Origin of the sequence: Roseimicrobium gellanilyticum, assembly GCF_003315205.1 — a bacterium.
Taxonomy (GTDB): Bacteria; Verrucomicrobiota; Verrucomicrobiia; order Verrucomicrobiales; family Verrucomicrobiaceae; genus Roseimicrobium; species Roseimicrobium gellanilyticum.
Window position 1 is genome coordinate 212320 of sequence record NZ_QNRR01000010.1, and the last position, 22716, is coordinate 235035.

The following is a 22716-nucleotide window of genomic DNA, read 5'->3' on the forward strand; positions in this document are numbered from 1 at the left end:
TCCGGTGATTAATCCGGTGTGCTGGGGGCGTTATGTCCGGCCCTAACGCCATGAATCCCTCAGAATCTCCCGTATCATCCCGTCGCGATTTCCTAAAAACCACGACACGCACCGCTGCTGGCGTGTCCGTGCTGTCCGGTATCACCATCCCGTATGTTCACGCCTCGGTGAATGACGAGGTGAAGGTGGCTCTCATCGGTTGCGGTGGTCGTGGATCCGGTGCTGCGAGCAATGCGCTCTCCGTGGGGCCGCCCACCCGTCTCGTCGCCATGGCGGACGTGCAGAAGAACCGTCTGGACTCCAGCTTTGACGCGCTCTCCAGCAAGCATCCTGACCGCATGAGCGTGTCGGAGGATGCGAAGTTCATCGGGTTTGATGCCTACAAACAGGCGGTGGACATGCTGAAGCCCGGGGATATCGCCGTGTTCGCCACGCCTCCGGCCTTCCGCTGGGTGCACTATAAGTACGCCATTGAGCGGGGTGTGAACATCTTTATGGAGAAGCCGCTCTCCGTGGACGGCCCCACCTCCAAGCGCATGCTGGAGCTGAATGAAGAGGCGAAAAAGAAAGGCCTCAAGGTGGCTGTGGGTCTCATGTGCCGCCACTGCCGTGTCCGCGGCGAGCTCTACAACCGCATCCAGGATGGCGCGATTGGCGATCTCATCCTTGCCCGTGCGTACCGCATGCAGGCGCCCGTGGCTTCCTGCTTCTCGAAGCGTCGTCCGGAAGACACGCCGGAGCTCATCTGGCAGATCCAGCGTTTCCACTCGTTCCTCTGGGCGAGCGGCGGCGCGTACAGCGACTTCTTCATCCACAATATCGACGAAGCCTGCTGGATGAAAAACGACTGGCCCGTGGAAGCCCAAGCCAGCGGTGGTCGCACGGATCGTGGCGATTACGTGGACCAGAACTTCGATCACTACTCTGTCGAATACACCTGGAAGGATGGCAGCAAGTTCTTCTTCGAAGGACGCAACATCACGGGCTGCCGCAATGAGTTCTCCACGCACGTGCACGGCTCGAAGGGCATGGCGATCGTCTCCACGGCGGGTCACCTCCCGGCGAAGAGCGCCATCTTCAAGGGTCAGACCCGTGACTCTTCGGCCACGGTGTGGCGTGCGCCATCCCCTGAGCCGAACCCGTATCAGACGGAGTGGGATGATTTCCTTGATGCCATCCGCAACAACAAGCCCTACAACGAAATGGAGCGCGGCGTGAAGGCCAGCCTCGTCACCGTCATGGGCCGTATGGCGGCGCACACCGGCCAGATCATCACCTATGATCAGATGCTGAACTGCCCGTACGAGTTCGCGCCTGGAGTGGACAAGCTGACGCTCGATGGCCCGGCTCCGATTCATGAAGACGCCAATGGCCGCTACCCTGTGCCGCTTCCCGGTGTGAACCGCGACCGCGAGTATGCGATGGCAGATGTGGTGGTACCCAAGGCACCTGAGCCTCCTGCGGCGCCGGCGCCTGCACCCGCGCCTGCACCCGCGGCGGGAGCGCAGAAGTCCTAAGCGTTAGCTTCCAGCTTCCCGACGGAGGGGGCGCCCAAAAGGCGGCCCCTTATCGTTTTTGAAAGAAGCGATGCCATTGCCCGCGTTTGGGGCTCAAAGCCCGCAACATTCAAGCCCTGAACGCCATGAAACACGTCATTCCCGTTCTTACCTTGCTGCTTCTGTTGTCGGGTGTTTTCCTGACGGAAGCTGCGAACCCTGATCAGCCTCACATGCGAGCAGCGCTGGAGCTGCTGCAGTCTGCCAAGAAATCCGACCAGCCTCTCCCCATGCTGACCTCCGCCCGGAAGCATCTCAAGAATGCCTCCAAGAACAAAGGCGGAGCCAGGGTGGAAGCGCTGGAACTGGTGAACGAAGCGATCGCCCAAGCGCAAGTGGGGGACAAGAAGAAGACCGAGCAGAAGATCAATGCGGCCATCGCCAATATTCACTCGGGCATCGGAAACGCCAAATAACCTGCGCGGCGTATTGCCCGCGTGCGCAATTCTGGTGACACCCTCGTCATTCCTGGAGTAGCCTCCATGGCATGACGAACAAGCTTGTCGCGAGTGTGCGTTTGTTTCTGTGTGCAGCGATCGCGTCGTCGCTGCATGCGGCTCCGATTCACACGGCAGCTTCGGCTGGAGACCTTTCCAAGATCGAACAAATTCTCACGGATGGCGCCGATGTGAATGCGCCACATGAAGTGAGCGGGCTGACGCCATGGCAGATCGCGCGCATGCATGGTCGCGAAGAAGCGGCGGAACTACTGGCAAAGAAAGGCGCGGACACGAATCGCGAGTTTCCCAAGCCGGGCGAGATTGTGGATCGTGCCTTGAAGAACGCTGTTAAGGAAGACAGTCCCGGATTTGCGGTGCTCGTCGCGCGCGATGGCAAGGTCGTCTACGAGCGTGGCTTTGGGATGGAGGATATCGAGGCGAAGAAATCCATCACCCCGGAGACCGCTTTCCGCATCGGCTCGGTCACAAAGCAATTCACAGCGGCGGCCATCCTTCTTTCCGAAGAGGACGGCAAGCTCAAGGTCACGGACACCATCGATAAGTATTACCCGGGTTTTCCTCGTGGGGACAAGATCACGCTGCATCATCTGCTGACGCACACCTCGGGCATCTACAACTTCACTGCGCTTCCCGGCTTCATGAAGCAGGCTACGGAGCCCGTAACCCCAGCACAGGTCATTGCCTCGTTCAGAGATGTGTCTCCCAACTTCGCTCCGGGCGCCTCCCACATGTATTGCAACTCGGGCTACTACCTGCTCGGTGACATTGTGGAGAAGGTGCAGGGACGTTCGTACGTGGCCCTGCTGAAGGATCGTGTGTTCGACAAGGAGGGGATGAAAACCACCGGCGCGCATCGTCCCGGGCTGGGGCTGGCTCATGAAGCGAAGGGATATGCGCCCAAGGAGGAGAAGGATAAGAATGCCGGTTGGAAGCTTGCTCTGAACTGGCACATGAGCCAGGCCGGTGGGGCGGGGGAGTTGTATTCCACTGTCGGCGATCTGTATCGCTGGAATGAGGCTGTGTTCAACGGTCGTGTATTGAGTGCCGAGTCCCAGAAGAAAGCGCTTACTCCGCTGAAGGAACAGGCGGATGCTCCCAAGAAGACCGATGCCTTCGATGGGAACTATGCCTATGGCTGGGTGGTAGCGGAAGTGCGTGGATTGAAGAGCATCTGGCACAATGGAGGTTTGAATGGATTCACCAGCGAGTTGAGACGTTTTCCGGATCAGAAGGTTACCGTTGTGGTGTTCTCCAATTCAGCGTCACCCATCGGGGGATTCTCTGCGGCAGGTGTGGCGGAACTCGCTGCGAGGCAATTCCTCTGGCGTGAGATGAAGCCGCAGCCCTCCTTTCGTGAGCAGGAGCTCGCGGAAGGCACGAAGCTTGAGGACTACGTGGGCACATTTGACTTTTCCGGCTTGGGCGTCATGCGCTTCCGCGTTGAGCGTGGCAGGTTGCAGGCCAAGCTCGCAGATCAGAAGTGGGGTGATGTGGGGCCTGCGGACAGGGATGTATTCCGTGAACCCAGTGTGGATGCGAACTTTGCATTCAAGCGTGATGAGAAGGGGGCGGTGACGTCCGTCACCCTCAAGCAGCGCGGTACCGTGCTCTCAGGGAATCGCTTTGCGGAGCCGCAAGAAGGGGAGATGACGAGGGCGGCGTTGGATGAACTGACAGGGAAGTATCAGCTGGGCATCCAGACCTTTGAAGTGAAGCTCTCACCGCGTGGGTCCTACCTGCTCGCGAGGCTTGGAGAACAGCCGGATTTTGCGTATTATCCCGTGGCGGAAAAGAAGGACCGAGTTTTCTGCAAAGCGATCCGCGTGGAGCTGGAATTCAAGCGGGAGAAGGATGGGAAGATCCAGGGGCTGGTCCTGCATCAGGGCGGGATGATGATGCCGTTCGCGAGAGTGGAGCAGCAGGCGAGTCTGAAGAAGTAGGGGCTGTCGCCCCGTCTACGCTTCACAGCGGTGTCTTTGCACTCAGGAGTCTCGTGGGTTTTTGGGATCGTGGTGAGGGCGCAGCGTCCACTGCTCATGCTGCGACCTTGTTTGGCCTGATGGTTTGCTTTACAGCGACACGCCACGCTTCCACGGCAGGAAGTCATCCTGGCCCAAGGCCACGGCCTTCGGTGTGTATTCACCACTGGCGGTGGCGATGGTCAGCTCCAGCATTTCTTCCCCGGCTTGCTCTACCGTCTTCTTTCCGGTGATGATGGGGCCGGCGTCGTAGTCGATGACGTCGCCCATGCGGAGGGCGAGTTCGGTGTTGGTGGAGATCTTGAGGGTGGGGCAGATGGGATTGCCGGTGGGGGTTCCGAGGCCGGTGGAAAAGAGCATCACGGTGCAGCCGGCACCTGCGAGGGCGGTGGTGCTTTCCACATCGTTGCCAGGGGTGCAGACGAGGGCGAGGCCGGGCTTGGTGATGGGTTCGGGATAGTCGAGTACATCGGTCACGGGGGAGGTGCCGCCCTTCTTCGCGGCACCGGCGGACTTGATGGCATCTGTGATCAAGCCATCGCGAATGTTGCCGGGCGAGGGATTCGCATCAAAGCCGCTGCCGCAGGCTTCGGCAGCACGCTGGTAGGCGCGCATGAGATGCACGAAGCGATCAGCCAATGTCGCGGTGACGCAGCGATTGCTGAGTTCCTGCTCAATGCCGCAGAGTTCAGGGAACTCGGAGAGCGCGGCGGTGCCACCGAGTGCGACCAACAGGTCTGCGGTGTGGCCGATTGCGGGGTTCGCGGAGATGCCGGAGAAGCCATCGCTGCCGCCACACTCCACGCCCACGATGAGATCACTGATGGGACACGGTTCGCGACGTAAGTCATTCGCCTCTGCCATGCCGAGAAAGGTGGTCTTGATGGCGCGGCTCATCATGTCGCGCTCGGAGGCGCTCTTCTGCTGCTCGAAGATGTGCAGCGGTTTCGCGAAGTGTGGATGGTGATCCGCGAGTGCCTTCTCCAAGAGACTCACTTGCGCATGCTGACATCCGAGACTGAGCACCGTGGCGCCTGCGACATTCGGATGCGCGATGTATCCGGCAAGCAGGGCGCACAACGCTTCCGCATCCTGCCGTGTGCCGCCGCAGCCCAAGCCGTGTTCCAGGAACTTCACGCCATCGACGTGCGGGAACAGAGGTTTGGATGTGGAGGTTTCGTCAATGCTTGCCGCCAAAGCTTCGAGTTCGGATTTCGAAACACCCTTTTGATGCATCGCGGCGAGCTGTCGTGCGAATTGCTGGTACGGTCCGGTCTTCTTGTAGCCGAGTTCCGTCTGCAGCGCTTCGCGCATGAAGTTGAGATTGCGGTTCTCGCAGAATACGAGCGGGATCACCACCCAGTAGTTTGCTGAGCCCGCGCGTCCTGTGGGCCGCTTGTAGCCTGCAAACGTGCGTGACTTCCACCGCGAGACATCCGGCGTGCTCCAGGCGATCTCCTGCTGCTTGCCGCCGAAGGCATCTGAGTCGTGCTTGAGATTGTGGGTGTGCACGAGGGCTCCTGCGGCGATGGCCTGTGTCGTGCGCCCGACGGTCACGCCGTACATGGTCACGCGATCCCCGGCAGCGAAATTGCGTGCGGCGAATTTCTGCTTCGCGCCAATGTCCCCGGGGAGGCTCCAAGCCTCGTGATCCAGTTGGTAGGTATGGCCCGCCTTGAGCGGTTGCAGCGCTACGATGAGATCATCGGCAGGGTGGATGCGGAGGATGGAGCGCATGAGCGTGGGTGAGAGGTGGGGATGATCATCCCTGAACGGCTGACAATCAAGTGGTGCTGCGTTGGGATGAGGGGTGGTTTCAGAGTCATTTGACGGGAAGCCGAGAGAACGGAAAATCCCGAACGTTTACATTGCATCTGCGACCCATTCTCAATACCTTCGGACTCCGCATCATGCCCACTGCCACCACCCTCTGCCAACTGCCTCCCGGCGCGTCCGCGGTCATTGAAGACATTCCCGTTGGGCATGATGAACATATCACGCGCTTGCGTGAGCTCGGGCTGGTGCCGGGTACCAAAGTACGTCTTGTGCGTCGTGCGCCCCTTGGCGATCCCATCGAAATTTCGGTGCGTGGCTCCCGCCTTGCCATGCGCCGCAGCGAAGCCCAGCACATCAAGATTCTTCCCCAGTAGTCCATTTCATGTCTGGAGCTGTAGCTGACGTCATGCCGGAGCAGCCGGCGGGAGTCTCGACCCGTGAGACCCTCTTTGCCATTGTAGGCAATCCGAACTGCGGAAAGAGCACCATCTTCAATGCGTTGACGGGCCTGAAGCAAAAGGTCGCGAACTATCCTGGCGTGACCGTGGAGAAGCGTGAGGGCTCCTGCATGTCCCTGCACGGGAAGCGGATGCGGCTCATCGACCTTCCCGGTGCCTACAGCCTGAACGCACGCTCGCCCGATGAGGCCGTGGTGCGTGATGTGCTCTTTGGCCGCCGTCGCGATACGCCCCGGCCTGACGCGGTGGTCATCGTGGCAGATGCGGCGAACCTGGAGCGCAATCTCTATCTGACCACTCAGGTGCTGGAACTGGGGCTGCCTGCCCTCGTGGTGCTGAACATGATGGACGTGGCCGAGGCCAAGCAGTGGCGCATTGACCTCGCCCAGCTCAGCCAGAAGCTCGGTGTGCCCATCATTCCCATGCAGGCGAGCGTTGGGAAGGGGCTCGTGGAATTGAAAGCCGCCATGAGCCGCAAGCTTGAGGCTCCGCCGAAGCACGAGCCCCCCATGCCTGCGGACATCACCCGTGCGCTGAATGAGGTGCGCGGTGATCTGGTGAATGCCGGTGCCGTGCACAATGAAGCCTCGCTGCTGGAGCCGCTTTATCTCATCTCCGATCATGATCCGGAACACTACGGCATCAAGGACGAGCACGTGAACCGCATTGCCGCTGCTCATGATACGTTGGAGAAAAAGTTTCCCGGGTGGGAGGACACGCTGGCGGGTGCGAGGTACGAGGCGATTGAGAAGATGTTGGATGGCGTCCTGCGCCGCCCTGAGCGTGAGGAGAGCACCTTCACGGACAAGCTCGACCGCTTCCTGCTGCATCCTGTTTGGGGTGTGGTGACACTCATTGGTTTGATGGCAGTGCTGTTCTACACCGTGTTCAGCGTGGCCGAGGGGCCCATGGGCTGGATTGAGGATGCATTTGGCGCCATTGGCTCCTGGGTGGAAGGCGCCATGCCGGAGGGCGATCTGCGTGACCTCATCGTGAATGGGGTCGTTGCGGGTGTAGGCGGTGTGGTGGTGTTCCTGCCGCAGATTCTCATCCTCTTCTTCTTCATCGGCCTCATGGAGGACTCGGGCTACATGTCGCGCGTGGCCTTCATCATGGACCGCATCATGGGGAAGGTGGGGTTGAACGGAAAATCCTTCGTGCCCTTCCTGAGCGCCTACGCGTGCGCGGTGCCTGGCATCATGGCGACGCGTACGATTGCGAGCTTGAAGGATCGCATCGTCACCATCCTGGTCACCCCCTTGGCGAGCTGCTCGGCACGTCTGCCGGTGTATGCGCTCATGATCGCAGCCATGCTGCCCTCGGGTGAAGTTCCCGCTTGGACGAAGGCCATGATCCTGCTTGCCATGTATCTCCTCGGTACGGTGGGCGCATTCTTCTTCGCGTGGATCTTCAATCGCACGCTCATGAAGGGACAAAGCAGTCTCATGGTGCTGGAGATGCCCAGCTACAAGCGTCCTTCCATCCGGCAACTGCTCCTCTTCATGCTCGAGCGTGGCCGCATTTTCCTGCGCCGCGCCGGCACCGTGATTCTCGGTCTTTCCATCCTTCTCTGGGCGGCCATGACCTACCCCAAGACTCCGGATGCGGACAAGTCCGTGAATCTTGCGAACAGCATTGCGGGCCAGGCTGGCCATCTTGTGGAGCCCCTGATCAAGCCACTGGGCTTTGATTGGAAGATTGGCATCGGTCTCATTGCCAGCTTCGCGGCGCGTGAAGTCTTCAACAGCACCATGGGAATCGTGTATGCCGTGCAGGAGGAGGACGATGAAGAGAGCGTCCATCTCCGCGAGCACATGGCCGCCGAAAAGTGGCCGGATGGATCCCCGGTGTTCACGCCGCTGGTGTGTGTGAGCATCATGGTCTTCTTCGTCTTTGCCATGCAGTGCCTGAGCACCGTGGCCGTGGTGAAGCGCGAGACGAACGGCTGGAAGTGGCCGCTCTTCCAGATTGGCTACATGACGGCCGCAGCCTGGCTGGCCAGTTTCATCGTCTACCAAGGAGGATGCCTGCTGGGCTTCTGACCTCATGAACGCATCGAACGACTGGCAATCCTGGGCCGCACTCCTCGTGGTGATCGGCACGGTGATCGTCTTCGTGAAGCGCACGTTCTGGAAGAAGAAAAGGGCAGGAGGATGCGCCTCCTGCGGCAGTGGCCCTTCCAAGCCCGTCACGAGTTCCCGAATTTCGCCACGATGAGTTCATCCTGGTGACCTTCAGGGTTTGGTCTGTGGCGGGAATTCCAGCTCGACCATCTCCGGCACCACCTCCGTGAGGCCTATCTCAAACCATTCGGTGTTGGTTGGAAGATTGGTGTCGAAGGTGACGCGGTTCGAGGTGAGGCCTTCGTCATCTACTTCCCACGCCCGATATTCGGCTCCTGTTCCGGGATGTGTCGTGTTCCCCTGGGAATCCCGGAGGTGCCACGAGGTGCATTCATGCCGTGGGGTGATCCGCAAGTCCGCGAGCCTGAAAGAGACCACGCCCTCGGACCGATTCTGCACGGAAAAGAGCGTGGCCTCAGCATTCCCGCTGCGCGCAGTCATGTTCTGAGCCTGTCCAAGCCCCGGCTTGGGCACCACCACCTGTTTGAATTCAAACGATGTGCGCGGCGGGCGACTGTGACTGAAGCGAGGAGACAGCCAGAAGCGCACTCGCAAGGGGTATCTCGATGGCCACCCGGCGGTGCGGCACACGATTTCCTGCGCCTGCTCGGCGGGGATCCGCTTTACTTTCACGAGCGGCATCACATCCCAACCACCGGCGGCGTTGCAGATCGTGGTATTCCAGACCTGCACGCCATCATCCGCGTCATGCCATGGATCGCAGCGAAGCCGGAAGGTGACTTCCTGAAGGAGTTCTGTGCGTGGAGCGTCGAGACGAAAGTGTTCTGCGGTGATTCGTTGCGTGCCCACCAAGCCCTTGGAAGAGGCGTGCGAGGACAGGACTGACCGATGTCTGTAAAAGGGATTCTCGATGGTGAACTCAGAAATGGGAGTGCCATAAGGTCCCTTGGGTTTGATTCCTCTGAATTCGAAGCGGAGGGTCAGGCTTTTACTGTCCGAAGGATACTCACCCTGCAGCAACCGAACGGGCAGTGGTGCTTTGGGCGACTTTGATGATGGCGTGGAGCTGAATACAGGGACATTCTGCCCGGAGTCATCTTTGACGGTGATGCTCCACTCCGCGAAGTCCATGGGCTGGCTCGCAGCGAGTGCGATCACCTGAGGCTTCATGGAGCCATAGGTCTCTCGTTTTGGCCGCGGGAATGCCTTGATTTTTGATGATGCCCAAGAAGGCAGGCGTGCATGAAGCGAATTCCAGAGATCCTTGCACTTCTGTTCGATACTCTCGTCTTTGACGGTGACGTCATAGCTGACCGTCATCTTGGGGCGGTGCTCCTTCCATGTGGTGGGTGTTCCCGTGAACCCGCCCAGAATCTTGATTTCCGTATGATGGGGAAGCGTAATGATGCTGGCGCGCATGGCAGAGTTGGCCATCAGCCAGAACAAAACGCAGGTTCCTCCCATGAACACCAATGCGATGAGCCACCGTCCCCAGCGCCTTGACCCTGGCGATGAGGAAGCGTGCCCCGCCTCTTGAGGGCGAACGGCTGTCTGGCTCTGCATGGCAGGAGGCTAACAAACCAGGGTGGGTATCCTCAAGACAAAAGAAAAACCCACGGCTCGTTCCCGGGTGGAGAAGCCGTGGGCTGGGGGGACTGCTGAGATTCTCGAGTGATCAGTCAGCTGCCAGGAAAGGCCCGCGCGTCGTCACGAGTCATGCCTTCCTTGATGCGGGCCATCTTCGCCGCGGCTTCGTCTTCCACGTACACGGCGACGCCGATGACACCGACATTGCGTGCGCCCCTTTCGCCACCGGTCTTCGCCGCTTGAGAGTTGCGCACGGAGCCGAACTCAAAGCGGCGCATCTTGCCGTTGTATTTCATGCCATCAATGCGGATCTGGCTCTTCGAGGGAATGACGTAGCCGCGACGACTTGCAGATGCGGGAGTGCCACTCAGGGTATCCAGGCCATCCACGGACACGACTACTTCCACCTTCTCCTTGCCTGGGTTCTCCAAGATGATGGAGTAGCTTGAGCCTGCCTGACCGATCACGAAGATTTTCCCGTTGGATTCGTACCACGGGAGCTTGCCGCCATACCACCCCGTATCCAGAGAAGCCTTCACCCTGCCGCCAGCCAGCTTGAAGCTGCCGGTGTGCTTGGAGGAGTCTCCCAGGAAGTCCGCCATGGCCTTGGCACCGTCTTCGTCGTTGTAGTGGAAGGAGCCCACAGCATCCGGCGTGGACTGGTTGCGTCGATAGAACATGGTGGATACTGAGTTGTCCGTGTACTCGTTGCCCAGGGTGGTGCCAAGACCGGGGCGGCTTTCCAAAGCTTTGGACCTCTGGGAGGCGGCGGTGGGCGGCGAGCCCGGCGGGCGAAGGCCCCGGCCGACACCCCCGGAGTCCGCGTACGTGAGAGAACCATCGGAGGAGGCGCAGGCGCCGAGGAGGAATGAGAGACCGGCTGTCACGAGCGCGGCGCAAAGGACATGAAGACGGCGTATGGAATCGGGTTCGGCTTTCATGTGCAGATTTTTCTGCATTAACGCCGGGATCGTCAAACGAAAAAGTGCAGAATTTTCTGCACTTAATTTTCCGCGCGCCGCTTTTTCCAGTTGCGGGACCGATAAAGTGCGGAAAATTCTGCACATGCCCGCCCGCTCTGATGAACCCCTCCCGCGCCGCGAGCGCGAAGCCATGGACATCCTCCATCGACTCGGGGAGTCCGGGGTGGGACAGATGCAGGAGCAGATGTCCGGTGAGCCCAGCTACTCCGCGGTGCGTGCACTGCTGGGGCTCTTGGTGGAGAAGGGACTGGCCCGTGTGAGGAAGGATCCAACTTCACGACAGTATCTCTATGCGCCGGCGGTGCCGCTCACTCGTGCCCGGAAAGGTGCCCTGGGGCGCATGCTGGACACGTTCTTCGGCGGCTCTCCCAGCGAACTCGTCGCCACCTTGCTTGCGGAAAATGAACGCCAGCTTCCCCCGGAGGAACTCAAGAAGATCCGGGACATGGTGGAGGAACATGCACGCAAGAAAAAAACCTCCAGCCGCTAGCCCTGCACTGCCATGACCTCCCTGCTGCTCTCCCTCACCTGCGCGCTTCTGGGCGTGCTCGCAGCGGCGTGTCTCTTGCCGGCGCAGGCGCATGCGTTGAGGAGAAGGGTGCTGTTGGTGGGGCTGCTGATCTTGATGGCACTCCCACTGCTCCGCTGGTTCGCCTCCATCGCTGGTCTTGCCATCGATCTGCAGTGGAATGCAGGGCAGGTGCCAGCTGGAGGTGAGGAAGGGCCTGCTGTGGGTGGGATGAGAGTCATCGCCGGATGCTGGCTGCTGGGAACTGCCGCGATGTTGCTGAGGTTGTTCGTTCGCTGGCGCAGTATGCTTGCGCTCGCGGGTGATTCTGAAGATGCCTCGGAATCCTTGCCGCAATCCATGCATCGTATCTTTGCGGGCATGGGGCAGCCTCAGGTGCGGGTCTCTCCACACGTCGTCACGGCGTGTGTGGCTCTTTGGAAATGGAAGCCGGTGGTGCTTTTGCCAGGGCAGGCTGCGGGATGGAGGACGTCCACCCTGCGTGCGGTCCTTCGCCACGAGTTGGAACATGCACGCCGCGGTGACCTCTGGTGGCGTCTCGCGGGTGAGGTGGCGCTCGCGCTCTGGTGGTGGCACCCACTCGCGCATGTGGTGCTCCGTCGTTGGTCCGAGGCCTGCGAACAGCTGTGCGATGACGCGGTGTTGAAGTCGGGCGTGCGACCGGAGAGCTATGCGCGTTCCTTGCTGACGCTTGCAGGTGGTGGTGTGGCGCCGACTCCGGCTCCTGCGATGTCCTTCCTGGGCCGCTCTCCGTCGCGTTTGCGCCGTCGAGTGGCATCGATACTCAGCCATCACGGTACGGGGCATGCCAGTCCCTCATGGGTGGCTTGTGTGGCGATTGGGGTGCTGGCGCTGGTACTGGGGTTTGCAGCCACGGTTCATCTGCAGCGTGAAGATGCTGCGCATCGCGAACAGCTCCAGACCGAGGCTCAGCTTCGTCTGGATGCGAATCCGTTTCCGGCGGATCCGTAGGGCCAATTTCAGGGGCCGAAGGCCTTGGACTGCGGATGCCTGCAGCCGCTTTCCATTAGTGCAGCCTGCTGCACGCCATGCCGCGACGAAGTCGCCAAGCTTTCCTGGATTCTCGCGCAGCGGGTGATATTTACCATCGCCAGAGCAGGCTGTGGACTCTTCAAAGCGGCAGCAGGCTGCCGCAGTCCAAGGCCTTCGGCACAAGCCACCTCAAGGGCATGGCTCAGGAATTCAAAAACGCGCCCAGTGGACTCGTCGCGGACGCGCGCTCGCTGGCATCGGCAAGGCCGATCTCATAGGCGGCGCGACCGGCTTCCACAGCCATCTTGAAGGCTTGCGCCATGCGGACGGGATCGCCAGCCACAGCAATGGCCGTATTCACCAGCACGGCGTCGGCACCCATTTCGAGAGCTTCGGCGGCATGGCTGGGGGCACCGATACCGGCATCCACCACGACGGGCACGGAGGCCTGCTCGATGATGATTTCGATTTGTTTCCGCGTCGTGATGCCCTGGTGTGAGCCGATGGGTGAACCCAGCGGCATGACTGTGGCAGTACCCACATCCTGCAGGCGCTTCGCGAGCACGGGGTCGGCATTGATGTACGGCAGCACGACGAAGCCTTCCTTCACCAGTACTTCTGCGGCCTTCAGAGTTTCCACCGGGTCGGGCAGCAGGTAGCGGGGGTCGGGGTGGATCTCCAGCTTCACCCAGTTTGGCAGGCCGGCGGCCACGGCAAGGCGGGCGAGGCGCACGGCCTCCTCCGCATTCATGGCGCCGCTGGTGTTGGGCAGTAGCAGATACTTGTCCGCCGGGATGAACTCCAGGATGTTCGCAAACGGGTCTTTCTTGCCAGACAAGTCCGCGCGGCGCAGGGCGACAGTCACGATCTCGCCACCGCTGGCATCCAGCGCGGCACGCATTTTCTCTCCTGAGCTGAACTTGCCCGTGCCCAGCATCAGGCGTGACCGGATCTCGCGTCCGGCGACGATGAATGGCTTGCTCTGCATGTAACGAAGGACTCTCTCTACTCGGAAACGAACGGGCTTGATTGGTTAGAGCTGCACACGGCGCAGCAGTTCATCCAGTGGCATCTGGAGGCCAATGTAGAAGTCGCCAAACTCGGCGTACTTCGAGCTGACTTCGTCGAAGCGCATCTGGTAGACGATGCCCTTGATGTGGTAGGTGTCGTGCGCCAGCAGCGTCACGCCCCACTCCATGAGGTCCAGGCCGGTGGAGCCGGTGATGAGCTGGCGAACCTTGCCATGCCACTGGCGGCCGACGCGGGCGTGTCCCTGCATCAGCTCGCGGCGTGCTTCAAACTCGGTGGCGTACCAGTTGTTCCCATCGGAGCGGCGCTTGCTCATGGGGTAGAAGCAGAGGACGGGCCAGTCCGCCATGTTTGGGTAGAGACGGTCCTGGTTGTATTTCTTCATGCGCTCGCGCCATTCGTTCAGGCGGAGTTCGAAGGTATCGCTGCCATCGAGGTCATTCGGGCTGAGCACGATTTCGGTTCCGTGTTCTTCCTGATTCTGCAGTTCGGCGCGGAGTTGCTTTTTGTACTCCTCCTCGGAGGTGCTGTACTCGCTGAGCTCTGTCATGGAGTAGTAGCTGTACACGGGCTCTAGGATGTCCGGGCCGAGGCCGAGTGTGAGCTGCTTTTCAAAGAGGTTCGCGTCCTGCAGATCCGGCGTCATCAGCATGAAGCCGAGGTCGGCCTTGGGGGTGATCACGCTGAAAGTCAGGAGCTGGGTGCGCGGATGGGAGCGGATGGTCTGTACCAGCTCGGCGAGGCGGGTCTTGGCTGCCTGTTGCTCCTCATTGGTCAGCGTCTGCCACAGGCCGTGGTCCACGGTGTAGTAGAGGTGTACCACGTGCAGTCCCTCCACCGGGACGAGGGGCTTGAGAGCCGTGGCCGCCTGGGCCGAGGGCGAGGGGAAGGGGATGGTCGCAGACATGGAAATCGGGGGGACAGTGTGGAGTGGTGGGGAGGGGGAGGGAATGGAGCACCGGCGGGGGCGGAAGACAAGCACCGAGGAAAAATCCCGACGCCGTGGCCCGCATCCTGCACCAGAGAGGGATACGAAGGCAGGAGGCTCCTGCTGCCGGGGAAGTTGAGCTGGCCAAAAAACCGTTTGAAACCCCGCCACCAGACATTACCCTGCGATCCAACTTTTACCAAAACTCGAAAAAATGGCAGACGTCGAAAACAAGTATCCGCAGAATACCTCTGGCAAGTTCTACGTGGACGACCAGTGCATTGACTGTGACCTGTGCCGCGAGACTGCCCCTGCCAACTTCACCCGTGACGACGACGGCGGGCACAGCTTTGTGTACAAGCAGCCGGAGAACGACGAAGAGCAGCGCCTCTGCGACGAAGCCATGGCTGGCTGCCCTGTGGAGGCGATCGGTGCGGACGGCGAGTAAGCTGCCCAGCCCTTTCCGAAGACCAGTTTTTTGAAGAGCCGCGCCCGGCAGGGGTGCGGCTTTTCTTTTGCCCTGTGAGTCACCGACGCAAGTCTCCTTGTCGATTGACTCCCACCTCTTTCCCCCTGACTCTCCTCCATGCGCTGGGCCAATCGCCGAGAAAGACTTCGCCACCAGGCCATCACGGACTGGCGTGGGGTGGAGGATGGGCCGCTCATGGACAGCCATGCGCAAAGTCTGGAGTCCATCATCCCGCAGATCCTGAAGACGTGGAAGCTGGATGAGCGCCTGCGCGAGGACGACGTGGCGGCGGCGTGGGAGGCCATCGTGGGCTCCTTCAATGCCCGCCACACTGCGCCCGATGGCCTGAAACGCGGGGTGCTCACGGTGCGTGTGTTGCAGCCAGCCCTGCACCACACGTTGATGATGCAGAAGGGCTCGCTGCTAAAGCGGCTACAGGAACGTTTTGGCGAAAAGGAGATCAAGGATCTCCGCTTCAAGCACGGCTGAGCGAGGCGGCTCTTTGGGTTTCTTTCCTCTGTCCGCAAGCCCGGATCCCCCTGCCTCCGTCTTCACAAATTCGCTCTTTCTGCCCGGGGGAATTGCAGTTAGGGATGGGGCCCCATGTCCAAGCCTTCCTCTAAAAAGCCCGGCGTCGAGAGTTCGTCTGCCGCCGTTGTGTCGCCGAGCGCGTCGCCTTCGGATGCCCGCGTCACGCACTGGCTGCTGGCCGTCATCTGCTTTCTTTCCGGAGCATCGGTCATGGTCATTGAGATCAGTGCGAACCGGCTCCTCGCTCCACACTTTGGGAACAGCATCTACACGTGGACGGCCCTCATTGGAGTGGTGCTGATTGCATTGAGCGGTGGTGCGTGGCTCGGCGGGGTGCTGGCGGATAAATTTGGCCGTGTGGACCTGCTCGCCACACTGCTCACGGGTGCCGCGGTGCTCACCATGCTCATCCCGGTGCTAAGCACCTGGTTTTCACCTGGCCTCTCCACTCGGGGGCTCATCGCGGGTCCGGTGTTCATCTCGCTGTTCCTCTTTGCCCTGCCCGCCATCCTGTTGGGTGCGGTGTCACCCGCGAGTGTGCGGTTCTACAGCATGGTGAATCAGGACCGCCAGGTGGGACACGCTGCGGGTGTCATCAGCATGCTGGGCTCACTGGGCAGTTTTGTGGGCACATTCCTTTCAGGGTTTTTCCTTCTCTCCGCCTTTGGGGTGAAGTCCATTTTCATCGGCACGGGGGTGCTGCTGCTGCTGCTGGCGCTCATCGCCTTCTGGATGGCACGCAAGCCGGCGAAACAACAGGCGGGCCATGTGGGGGCCATCATTGCCGCAGGATTGGTAGGCTATTTCGTCGAGGCGCCCGTGTCCGCGGAAGTGGTGCATCAGGAAACTTCATTCTACCACCAGATCACGGTGAAGGAGCCCAAGAACTATCCCGGGGCACGCGTGCTCGAACTCGACAATACCACTGAGGGAGGCATGCGCATTGCCGACGGTGGCCTGATCCTCGACTACCAGAACTTCTGGCGTCTGGCCCTCTTGAACGAGAACCTCAAGCTTGAGCGTGCACTCTTCATTGGCGCCGGCGCCTTTGGCATGCCGGAGGAAGTGTCCCGCGTGGTGCAGGGTTCGCATGTGGACGTGGTGGAGATCGATCCCGCGGTGATCAACGTGGGCCGCAAGTTCTTCAAACTCGATGAACATCCCAATGTGCATGCGCATGCCAGCGATGCCCGCCGCTATCTCAGACAGAGTGAGGGGAACTATGATCTCATTTTTGGCGATGCGTACAGCGGCAGGCAGCATGTGCCCGCGCATCTGGTGACGCAGGAATTCTTTGCGGAGGTGAAGTCCAAGCTCAGTCCGAATGGTGTATTCCTGATGAACCTCATCTCGGCAACGCAAGGAGAAAAATCGGAGCTGCTCTCCTACATCCTCGGAACCTTGCGCAGGGTGTTTCCGCACGTGGAGGTGTTCGCCGTGGGAAATGGAGGCGACGTGCAAAACATCATTCTCCTGGGATCAAACCAGAGCTGGAAGCCGTGGCTGGAGGACAAGTACTACCTGCCGAGCAGTCGCGAGTTTCGGATGGTCTCGCGCCGCTTGCTGGAGCGCCAGCTTCCTGCTGAAGCGGGGCCGCTCACCGATGACAAGAATCCTGCGGATGCCATCGTGGCGCGCCAGTTGCTGCACTGAAGTTCCGGGTGAGCGAGGCTTGATTCCTTCGGCTCAAAAAGAAAACGCCCTTCAGCATCCGTGCTTTACCGTGGCATGAGGATCGCTGACAAAGGCGCATGATCTTCGCCACTACCCCCACGGCCAGGAGATTTGGATGGCTCGCCGCTGTGATGCTGGGAGCCGTGCAAGCAGTCGCGAATCCCATCCCGGGCGAGGACTCGGATGTTCCCAAGGAGATCCCGCTGACGGATTCAGCCGCGCAGTATCGCCTGCAGCGTTTGTATGTGAAACAGCGCTTTGATTCGCCTGTGGCCATGGCGGTGATGCCGCTGCCGGAGCCACGTCATGCCATCATGCAGCAGCGGGGCGAGATCTGGGTGCTGCCGCAGGATGAGATCCTCGGCACGCCGGAGCGATTTCTGGATTTTCGTGAACAGCTCAAGAAGGTCATCCTTTTTGAGGAGGGCTTTCATGGAATGGCCTTCCATCCAGACTTTGCGCAGGATGGGAAGTTCTACATTTCCTACTCCACGGTGGAGCCACGTCGCACGATCATCAGTGAAATGAGAACGACGGAGGGGAATCCTCTCCAGGCGGATCCAAGCACGGAGCGTGTGCTTCTTGAGCTGCCGCATATCATGGCGAATCACTTCGCGGGCGGTCTTGCGTTCGGACCCGATGACAAGCTGTACATCGCCATCGGTGATGGTGGCATGCGTGATGAACCGTACCGGCTCGCGCAGAATCCCTTCTCGCTGCATGGCAAGCTGTTGCGCATCGATGTGGACGACCGCACGGGCGCTCTCCCTTACGGCATTCCCAAGGACAATCCTTTCGCGGACAAGCAGGAGTGGCGCCCGGAAATCTGGGCGCTGGGTCTCCGCAATCCCTGGGGCTTCTCCTTTGATCGTGTGACCGGCCAGCTCTGGCTCGCGGACGTGGGGCAGGACATCTGGGAAGAGGTGAATCTGATCAAGAAGGGCCGGAACTACGGCTGGAGCGATCGCGATGGACCACGACAGGCAGGCTTCCATTCCACGCCCTTTTTGCCCGACCGCAAGTATGAGGAGCCTGTGTACGCTTACATGCACTCGGAAGGTGTGAGCATCACCGGTGGCTTCGTGTACCGCGGCAATCGCCTGCCTCGCCTCGAGGGCTGCTACATCTACGGTGACTGGGGTTTCGGCACCTTGTCGGCGCTGCGTTATGAGCCGGATTCCGGGACGGTGCAGGAGCGTTTTTCCCTCCATCGCCGTCCAGAGAATACGGAGACTCCCTTCAACCCCACGATGATCTCCGAGGACGTGTCCGGTGAGATCATCATCATGTCCCAAGAGGGGAATGTGTACACGCTCATCCCCGCGGCGGGAGAGTGAGCCAAGCGATAGGTCGGCAGCATTCGTTGTTTCCCTCGCGGACGCATGCAGTAGCATGTGGGCGATTATCTTTCGCTCGCATCAGCCTTTGCCCATGCTCCATCGCTACCAGCTCATTCTCGAAGCCTCTGGCTTTTCCATTCCCTGTGAAGGACACAATCCTGCAGCAGGATTTGTTTGTGTGCGGCGCACCATGGCTGAAAATGAAGAAGAGGCTGGCCGTCGTGCTATTGAAGATCTGCTGGCGGAACCGAAAGTGGTCTCCATGGTGCAATCCACCGAGGAACGGTTTGGAACTTCAGACAGCTGCAAAGTGCGAGTTGATGCCTGTTTCCGCATAGGCTGGTTGCGCTGGACGTTTTCCGCGATTCCACAAGGATTCATCTTCTACGAGGAAGGCGAGGAAGGGGAATGACGGCCGTCCGCGTCCCGATTCGGGGTTTTCTTTCAGCTAGAGTTCTTGCTTAGGGTGCATCGCCACCTTGACAACCACGGCTCCCGATGGTGCTCTTCCCGCCCATGAAACTATCGCCACGTCTCCTTTCATTCGCCGCGCTGGCCTCGCTCGCCCTGGCCGTGGGCGTCTTCGCCGCCAATCCCGTCCCCGACTCCGTGAAGCAGGGCGGATTCGCCATCGGACCCCAGGCCTACTCCTTCAACCGCTTCACTGCGTTTGAAGCTGTGGAAAAGGCCGCCGCCGCCGGTGCGAAGTGCATCGAGTTCTATCCCGGGCAGAAGCTCAGCAAGGAGAAGCCCGACTCCAAGCTGCATCATACCATGAATGATGAAGACTTCGCCGCACTCCAGGCCAAGCTGAAGCAGCACGATGTCACCGCCGTGAACTACGGCGTGGTCGGCGGCAAGGACGAAGCCGAGTGGCGCAAGATTTTTGAATTCGCGAAGAAGCTGAACCTTTACGCGATCACCACCGAGGACGTGAAGAACATCGACGTCATCGAGAAACTCGTGAAGGAGTTCGACATCAAAGTGGGCTACCATGAGCACGCCAAGCGTCCGCTGGACCGTAGCTATCAGCTCTGGGACCCGAACTATGTGGCCCAGCTCGTGAAAGACCGCGACCCCCGCATCGGCGCCTGCGCAGATACTGGCCACTGGCAGACGAGCGGTCTCAAGCCCGTGGATTGCCTGAAGATTCTCAAAGGCCGCATCATCAGCAGCCACCTCAAGGATCGTGAGGCGATTGGTGAGAAGAAGCCGGACATCGTGTACGGCACGGGCGTGAGCGACATCGCCGGCTGCCTTGCCGAACTCAAGGCCCAGGGCTTCGATGGCAACATCTCCGTGGAGTATGAGAACAAGTGGGAAGACAACGTCCCCGACATCAAGACCTGCATCGAGTTCGTGAAGAACTGGGGCGAGAAGAACAAGTAAGTCTTCTGGTCGAGTCTCAGACCACGACAATTCAAAAACGCCGCGGCAGAGATGCCGCGGCGTTTTGTTTATAGGGCCGGTACGGGAGTGCGGCATGCCTGCCTGTCAGTAGAGCGGGTCTCCGATTATCTGCTCATTGAGTGTGTTGCGGATTTGCACCATGCAACAACCGCATCCCTCCTGCAGTACTGGGCTCCATGCTTCGTCCCTGCCTCGTCGCACTCTGCCTTGCTTCAACGCTCTCGGCGCAATCCCCCGATCCCGAGCCCGCCTGGACACGCGCTGCGGACGAACGTGGCCCGATGACGGCGGATGAGGCCCGCGCCTTCATGAAACGTCTCGCGCAGCATGCGGTGGAGCATCACATGAAGAAGACCGACTCGCCGCAGAAGGGGATGATGTACGAGTACGTGTGGTGGAAAAAGAAGGGTCAGCCCGGCCAGTTCATCCAGGGAGAGGCGCTCGATACCATGCATGACGGCGCCTGGTTCGCGTGTGCCATGGCCAATGCCCATCGCGCCACGGGGGATGGCTACTACAAGGACATCCTCGTGCATTGGCAGCTTCCCTTCTACCTCAAGATGCTGAATGAGAGTGACACGCTCTTCAACAATGCCCAGGTGGATGTGCGCGATGAGGCGAAGGACACCTGGAAGAATGCGAAGGAGTGGCTGCTCCAAGGGACTGAGAAGGGATTCGTCCCGTATTGGTGGGATGATGGTGAATCCGTGAGCCTCGAGATGCTGGGCAAGAAGTCCGAACGACCCTTCTTTCCCTGTACGAATACGTTCGCCGGGCAACCCAATCCGGAGTTTCGACTCAAGGGATGGTCGCATGGCAGCTCGAATCACCTCGCTCAGGATCTCGGCATCTTCCTTATCCAATCATGGATGGTTCTGCGTGAGTCGCCTGACGAAGTGGGCAAGGACCTGGCTGCCGCGTGTGCACTCGCGGCGAAGCATCTTCAGGAATGCCGCGCGCGTCATGGTGCAGCCAACATTCCGGTGGTGGTCGCTGCCTGTGGGTTACTCAATGGGGATGAAGCCATGATGAAGCGGGTGGCCTCTTGGGAGAAGGAACTGCCAGCGCACAGCCAGAATGCTTTCACGAGATCGGTGCGTGACTTCAAGCCGGGGCAGAAGAACGCCATCCCCGCCTTCGCGGATGATCCCATGTACGGGTACTACACCGGAGTGTCCAAACACCGGAGCATGCCAAGACCACTTGCTCTGGAGATGGCTCTCTACGCGTACGGCGTTCCGATGTTGTGGCAGATGTATTCGGATAACGCACCTGTGCCTCCGGGCATCAATCGATTCGATCTCACCTCCATCAATTTCATCGATGGGAAGCCGGAGCACCTGCGTTCCCAGCGCAAGGGTCCGAGAGGTGGCTCCATTCCTGTGGGGTCACGTTTCGGTCCGCAGAATATGGCGGTGTGCGGCTGGGCGTTGCAGGCTATCAAGCAGGACGCCAGTATCGCTGCACAGGTGAAGTCCACGGTCGCGGCGGCGTTGGGCAAGCCTGTGCCTCATCCGGATGTGCAGAAGTGGCTGGAGCGTGAACTTGGCAGTGGCTTGCGCACGTGGGAAGCAGTCTTGAATGAGTATGGCTACATTCCCACCGGCATCGGCTGCCAGAGCGCCATGCCCGGAGTGCTTTGGGATGAGTTCTCCGACAACGGAGGCTATGCGCATCTCATCAGCGCGGCGGCGCAGTGGGTTCAGTACCTTGAGGGCAAGCAGGACTGGAAGGCGTGGGAGTGACCTGGAGCTTCATTCCTCCACGAGCGACTTCACATAGATGATCTCACACGAGCCCTCTCCGGCATCTGTGCGGCTGAGGGAACTTCGCCAGGGTTTCTCTGCTTGCGGATGTGTGGCTTCCACGAGCACTCCGGCGAGCTGGATGAGTGAGCCTTCACGCAGGGACTTCAGCTTCAGCAGTACGCCCTCACCCGCGGGTATGATGTGTGCATTGGTGCTGTGGGAGATGATGTCCTTCTCAGGAACTGGGGGCTTCCCCCAGTAGGTCCAGTGGTAGAAGCGGTTGCTCTGGCGAATGTTCAGCCGCTCAAGCACACCGGTATCGGACATTGGCCCCCAACCAAGGGCGAGGTCATAGGGGGCGAGCTTGCTTGGGGGGCCATCATCGTAACGTGTGATGCCAAGCACGCGTGCCTTCATGGAAAAGGTGGCGAGTGGTTTCAGCGTCCATCCATCCATTTGAATGGCGGCCTGTGCGGCGGTGAAATCAACCTGCCTGGGCTCTTCCTGCAACACTACCGGAGCATGCTGGATGGGCGTGCACCGCCGCCACACATAGGTGGCGGCCAAAGCCAGCAGCACCAGAAGCCAGACTTTTCGCATGGGCACACCATGCATGCGGGCAGAGGTACTTGGCAAGAGCGCACACTGCCTGGCATCAGGTCAGCCATGACCTGCCATGCGGCCGGCGTTTGCCTCGCCCTGGCATGGGCTGGAAATGCGCGGCATCCCTTGATGCACATTTCCTGCCGCAGGAGGGCTCAGAAAGGTGCGGCGGACCAGCGGTATGGTCAGCGGCTCAAGTCGGTTCCACGGCAGGAGGGAAAGCATGCGTGCGAGCAGGCAATAACCGAAGAGCAGAAACGCCACCGTGCCCAGCGCGGTGAACCAGTAGAAGCCGCGCATGGCGGAGACCTCGTACCCGACCAGGAACAGCGTGTAGGCGATGCGAATCTGCACTGGCAGGGTCCACAGTGAGCGCTCAACCGTTGCCAGCCACCCAATTTGAAGTGCGGAGAGGCTAATGGCGGCGTGGAAGCCGGCTTCATATCCAGCCAGCCCGATGCCGATGAGGATGACAGTGGCAAGCCACGCCCACCAGATGGGCTCTTTGTACAGAGGCATGAATTTCATAAACAGTAACGATGGTGGATCTGGAGTATCAGGACATGATGTGAATCAAC

22 protein-coding genes are annotated in these 22716 nt (G+C 60.2%); 15 read left to right on the plus strand and 7 right to left on the minus strand.

Annotated elements, in window-relative coordinates:
* Window positions 1–50: 50 nt before the first annotated feature.
* The 3 genes from DES53_RS24200 (at window position 51) to DES53_RS24210 (ending at window position 3957) form a co-directional block, all read left to right on the plus strand.
* The gene (locus DES53_RS24200; protein WP_245958250.1) at window positions 51–1517 is read left to right on the plus strand and encodes a Gfo/Idh/MocA family protein; all 1467 of its coding nucleotides are present in this window, start codon (window positions 51–53) and stop codon (window positions 1515–1517) included.
* A gap of 125 nt (window positions 1518–1642) precedes the next feature.
* Window positions 1643–1972 carry a hypothetical protein gene (locus DES53_RS24205; protein ID WP_147263583.1) on the plus strand — a complete coding sequence of 110 codons (330 nt, stop codon included), beginning with the start codon at window positions 1643–1645 and terminating at the stop codon, window positions 1970–1972.
* A gap of 71 nt (window positions 1973–2043) precedes the next feature.
* On the plus strand, window positions 2044–3957 hold the full coding sequence (locus DES53_RS24210) for a serine hydrolase (RefSeq protein ID WP_113960908.1): 1914 nt from the start codon (window positions 2044–2046) through the stop codon (window positions 3955–3957).
* A gap of 129 nt (window positions 3958–4086) precedes the next feature.
* On the opposite strand, the gene DES53_RS24215 is transcribed toward DES53_RS24210, so the two are convergent.
* Entirely contained in the window at window positions 4087–5733 is a 1647-nt protein-coding gene (locus tag DES53_RS24215; protein WP_113960909.1) for a UxaA family hydrolase, read from the minus strand.
* Between the two features lie 173 nt (window positions 5734–5906).
* Between DES53_RS24215 and DES53_RS24220 the strand changes: the two genes are divergently transcribed.
* The 3 genes from DES53_RS24220 to DES53_RS24230 are packed head-to-tail and all read left to right on the plus strand — an operon-like array spanning window position 5907 to window position 8447.
* Entirely contained in the window at window positions 5907–6146 is a 240-nt protein-coding gene (locus DES53_RS24220) for a FeoA family protein (RefSeq protein WP_113960946.1), read from the plus strand.
* Between the two features lie 8 nt (window positions 6147–6154).
* Window positions 6155–8272: a ferrous iron transport protein B gene (feoB, locus tag DES53_RS24225; RefSeq protein WP_245958251.1), complete on the plus strand. Its 2118-nt coding sequence runs from the start codon at window positions 6155–6157 to the stop codon at window positions 8270–8272.
* A 4-nt stretch (window positions 8273–8276) separates the two neighbouring features.
* Window positions 8277–8447 (plus strand): FeoB-associated Cys-rich membrane protein, encoded by a 171-nt coding sequence (locus tag DES53_RS24230; RefSeq protein WP_113960911.1) that lies wholly within the window; start codon window positions 8277–8279, stop codon window positions 8445–8447.
* A 17-nt stretch (window positions 8448–8464) separates the two neighbouring features.
* Here DES53_RS24230 and DES53_RS24235 read toward each other — a convergent pair whose 3' ends face one another.
* Together DES53_RS24235 and DES53_RS24240 are read right to left on the minus strand one after the other, a co-directional pair.
* Window positions 8465–9733: a hypothetical protein gene (locus DES53_RS24235; protein ID WP_113960912.1), complete on the minus strand. Its 1269-nt coding sequence runs from the start codon at window positions 9731–9733 to the stop codon at window positions 8465–8467.
* A gap of 260 nt (window positions 9734–9993) precedes the next feature.
* Entirely contained in the window at window positions 9994–10842 is an 849-nt protein-coding gene (locus DES53_RS24240; RefSeq protein ID WP_113960913.1) for a hypothetical protein, read from the minus strand.
* Window positions 10843–10966: 124 nt separating this feature from the next.
* Between DES53_RS24240 and DES53_RS24245 the strand changes: the two genes are divergently transcribed.
* Both DES53_RS24245 and DES53_RS24250 read left to right on the plus strand, forming a co-directional pair.
* Window positions 10967–11374, plus strand: coding sequence for a BlaI/MecI/CopY family transcriptional regulator (locus DES53_RS24245; RefSeq protein WP_170157355.1), 408 nt, complete (start codon window positions 10967–10969; stop codon window positions 11372–11374).
* Between the two features lie 12 nt (window positions 11375–11386).
* Complete coding sequence (locus tag DES53_RS24250; RefSeq protein ID WP_113960915.1) at window positions 11387–12385, plus strand: M56 family metallopeptidase; 999 nt, start codon at window positions 11387–11389, stop codon at window positions 12383–12385.
* Window positions 12386–12608: 223 nt separating this feature from the next.
* Here DES53_RS24250 and DES53_RS24255 read toward each other — a convergent pair whose 3' ends face one another.
* A complete protein-coding gene (locus DES53_RS24255) occupies window positions 12609–13394 on the minus strand; it encodes a thiazole synthase (protein WP_113960916.1) in 786 nt (261 codons plus the stop codon).
* Between the two features lie 45 nt (window positions 13395–13439).
* Window positions 13440–14342 carry a chlorite dismutase family protein gene (locus DES53_RS24260; protein WP_113960917.1) on the minus strand — a complete coding sequence of 301 codons (903 nt, stop codon included), beginning with the start codon at window positions 14340–14342 and terminating at the stop codon, window positions 13440–13442.
* Window positions 14343–14577: 235 nt separating this feature from the next.
* Between DES53_RS24260 and DES53_RS24265 the strand changes: the two genes are divergently transcribed.
* The 7 genes from DES53_RS24265 (at window position 14578) to DES53_RS24295 (ending at window position 21532) form a co-directional block, all read left to right on the plus strand.
* Window positions 14578–14811 (plus strand): ferredoxin, encoded by a 234-nt coding sequence (locus DES53_RS24265; protein ID WP_113960918.1) that lies wholly within the window; start codon window positions 14578–14580, stop codon window positions 14809–14811.
* Between the two features lie 138 nt (window positions 14812–14949).
* On the plus strand, window positions 14950–15321 hold the full coding sequence (locus DES53_RS24270) for a DciA family protein (RefSeq protein WP_113960919.1): 372 nt from the start codon (window positions 14950–14952) through the stop codon (window positions 15319–15321).
* Between the two features lie 114 nt (window positions 15322–15435).
* Window positions 15436–17016, plus strand: a complete 1581-nt coding sequence (locus DES53_RS24275) for a fused MFS/spermidine synthase (protein ID WP_113960920.1) — start codon at window positions 15436–15438, stop codon at window positions 17014–17016.
* A gap of 98 nt (window positions 17017–17114) precedes the next feature.
* Entirely contained in the window at window positions 17115–18374 is a 1260-nt protein-coding gene (locus DES53_RS24280) for a PQQ-dependent sugar dehydrogenase (RefSeq protein ID WP_113960921.1), read from the plus strand.
* Between the two features lie 94 nt (window positions 18375–18468).
* Window positions 18469–18789 (plus strand): hypothetical protein, encoded by a 321-nt coding sequence (locus DES53_RS24285; RefSeq protein WP_147263585.1) that lies wholly within the window; start codon window positions 18469–18471, stop codon window positions 18787–18789.
* Between the two features lie 104 nt (window positions 18790–18893).
* Window positions 18894–19766, plus strand: a complete 873-nt coding sequence (locus tag DES53_RS24290) for a sugar phosphate isomerase/epimerase family protein (protein ID WP_113960947.1) — start codon at window positions 18894–18896, stop codon at window positions 19764–19766.
* Between the two features lie 197 nt (window positions 19767–19963).
* A complete protein-coding gene (locus tag DES53_RS24295) occupies window positions 19964–21532 on the plus strand; it encodes a hypothetical protein (protein WP_113960923.1) in 1569 nt (522 codons plus the stop codon).
* Between the two features lie 9 nt (window positions 21533–21541).
* On the opposite strand, the gene DES53_RS24300 is transcribed toward DES53_RS24295, so the two are convergent.
* Together DES53_RS24300 and DES53_RS24305 are read right to left on the minus strand one after the other, a co-directional pair.
* Window positions 21542–22135 carry a hypothetical protein gene (locus DES53_RS24300; protein ID WP_147263586.1) on the minus strand — a complete coding sequence of 198 codons (594 nt, stop codon included), beginning with the start codon at window positions 22133–22135 and terminating at the stop codon, window positions 21542–21544.
* 60 nt (window positions 22136–22195) lie between these two features.
* On the minus strand, window positions 22196–22657 hold the full coding sequence (locus DES53_RS24305) for a hypothetical protein (protein WP_170157356.1): 462 nt from the start codon (window positions 22655–22657) through the stop codon (window positions 22196–22198).
* Window positions 22658–22716 lie beyond the last annotated feature (59 nt).

What these genes read in the sequence shown, in the direction of transcription:
- DES53_RS24230 (WP_113960911.1), top strand. Translation starts at nt 8,277, where the DNA reads ATGAACGCATCGAACGACTGGCAATCCTGGGCCGCACTCCTCGTGGTG.
- DES53_RS24255 (WP_113960916.1), bottom strand. Translation starts at nt 13,394, where the DNA reads ATGCAGAGCAAGCCATTCATCGTCGCCGGACGCGAGATCCGGTCACGC.
- DES53_RS24260 (WP_113960917.1), bottom strand. Translation starts at nt 14,342, where the DNA reads ATGTCTGCGACCATCCCCTTCCCCTCGCCCTCGGCCCAGGCGGCCACG.
- DES53_RS24285 (WP_147263585.1), top strand. Translation starts at nt 18,469, where the DNA reads ATGCTCCATCGCTACCAGCTCATTCTCGAAGCCTCTGGCTTTTCCATT.
- DES53_RS24275 (WP_113960920.1), top strand. Translation starts at nt 15,436, where the DNA reads ATGTCCAAGCCTTCCTCTAAAAAGCCCGGCGTCGAGAGTTCGTCTGCC.
- DES53_RS24245 (WP_170157355.1), top strand. Translation starts at nt 10,967, where the DNA reads ATGCCCGCCCGCTCTGATGAACCCCTCCCGCGCCGCGAGCGCGAAGCC.
- DES53_RS24220 (WP_113960946.1), top strand. Translation starts at nt 5,907, where the DNA reads ATGCCCACTGCCACCACCCTCTGCCAACTGCCTCCCGGCGCGTCCGCG.
- DES53_RS24280 (WP_113960921.1), top strand. Translation starts at nt 17,115, where the DNA reads ATGATCTTCGCCACTACCCCCACGGCCAGGAGATTTGGATGGCTCGCC.
- DES53_RS24210 (WP_113960908.1), top strand. Translation starts at nt 2,044, where the DNA reads ATGACGAACAAGCTTGTCGCGAGTGTGCGTTTGTTTCTGTGTGCAGCG.
- DES53_RS24305 (WP_170157356.1), bottom strand. Translation starts at nt 22,657, where the DNA reads ATGCCTCTGTACAAAGAGCCCATCTGGTGGGCGTGGCTTGCCACTGTC.
- DES53_RS24290 (WP_113960947.1), top strand. Translation starts at nt 18,894, where the DNA reads ATGAAACTATCGCCACGTCTCCTTTCATTCGCCGCGCTGGCCTCGCTC.
- DES53_RS24200 (WP_245958250.1), top strand. Translation starts at nt 51, where the DNA reads ATGAATCCCTCAGAATCTCCCGTATCATCCCGTCGCGATTTCCTAAAA.
- DES53_RS24215 (WP_113960909.1), bottom strand. Translation starts at nt 5,733, where the DNA reads ATGCGCTCCATCCTCCGCATCCACCCTGCCGATGATCTCATCGTAGCG.
- DES53_RS24300 (WP_147263586.1), bottom strand. Translation starts at nt 22,135, where the DNA reads ATGCGAAAAGTCTGGCTTCTGGTGCTGCTGGCTTTGGCCGCCACCTAT.
- DES53_RS24265 (WP_113960918.1), top strand. Translation starts at nt 14,578, where the DNA reads ATGGCAGACGTCGAAAACAAGTATCCGCAGAATACCTCTGGCAAGTTC.
- DES53_RS24270 (WP_113960919.1), top strand. Translation starts at nt 14,950, where the DNA reads ATGCGCTGGGCCAATCGCCGAGAAAGACTTCGCCACCAGGCCATCACG.
- feoB (WP_245958251.1), top strand. Translation starts at nt 6,155, where the DNA reads ATGTCTGGAGCTGTAGCTGACGTCATGCCGGAGCAGCCGGCGGGAGTC.
- DES53_RS24295 (WP_113960923.1), top strand. Translation starts at nt 19,964, where the DNA reads ATGCTTCGTCCCTGCCTCGTCGCACTCTGCCTTGCTTCAACGCTCTCG.
- DES53_RS24240 (WP_113960913.1), bottom strand. Translation starts at nt 10,842, where the DNA reads ATGAAAGCCGAACCCGATTCCATACGCCGTCTTCATGTCCTTTGCGCC.
- DES53_RS24205 (WP_147263583.1), top strand. Translation starts at nt 1,643, where the DNA reads ATGAAACACGTCATTCCCGTTCTTACCTTGCTGCTTCTGTTGTCGGGT.
- DES53_RS24235 (WP_113960912.1), bottom strand. Translation starts at nt 9,733, where the DNA reads ATGCGCGCCAGCATCATTACGCTTCCCCATCATACGGAAATCAAGATT.
- DES53_RS24250 (WP_113960915.1), top strand. Translation starts at nt 11,387, where the DNA reads ATGACCTCCCTGCTGCTCTCCCTCACCTGCGCGCTTCTGGGCGTGCTC.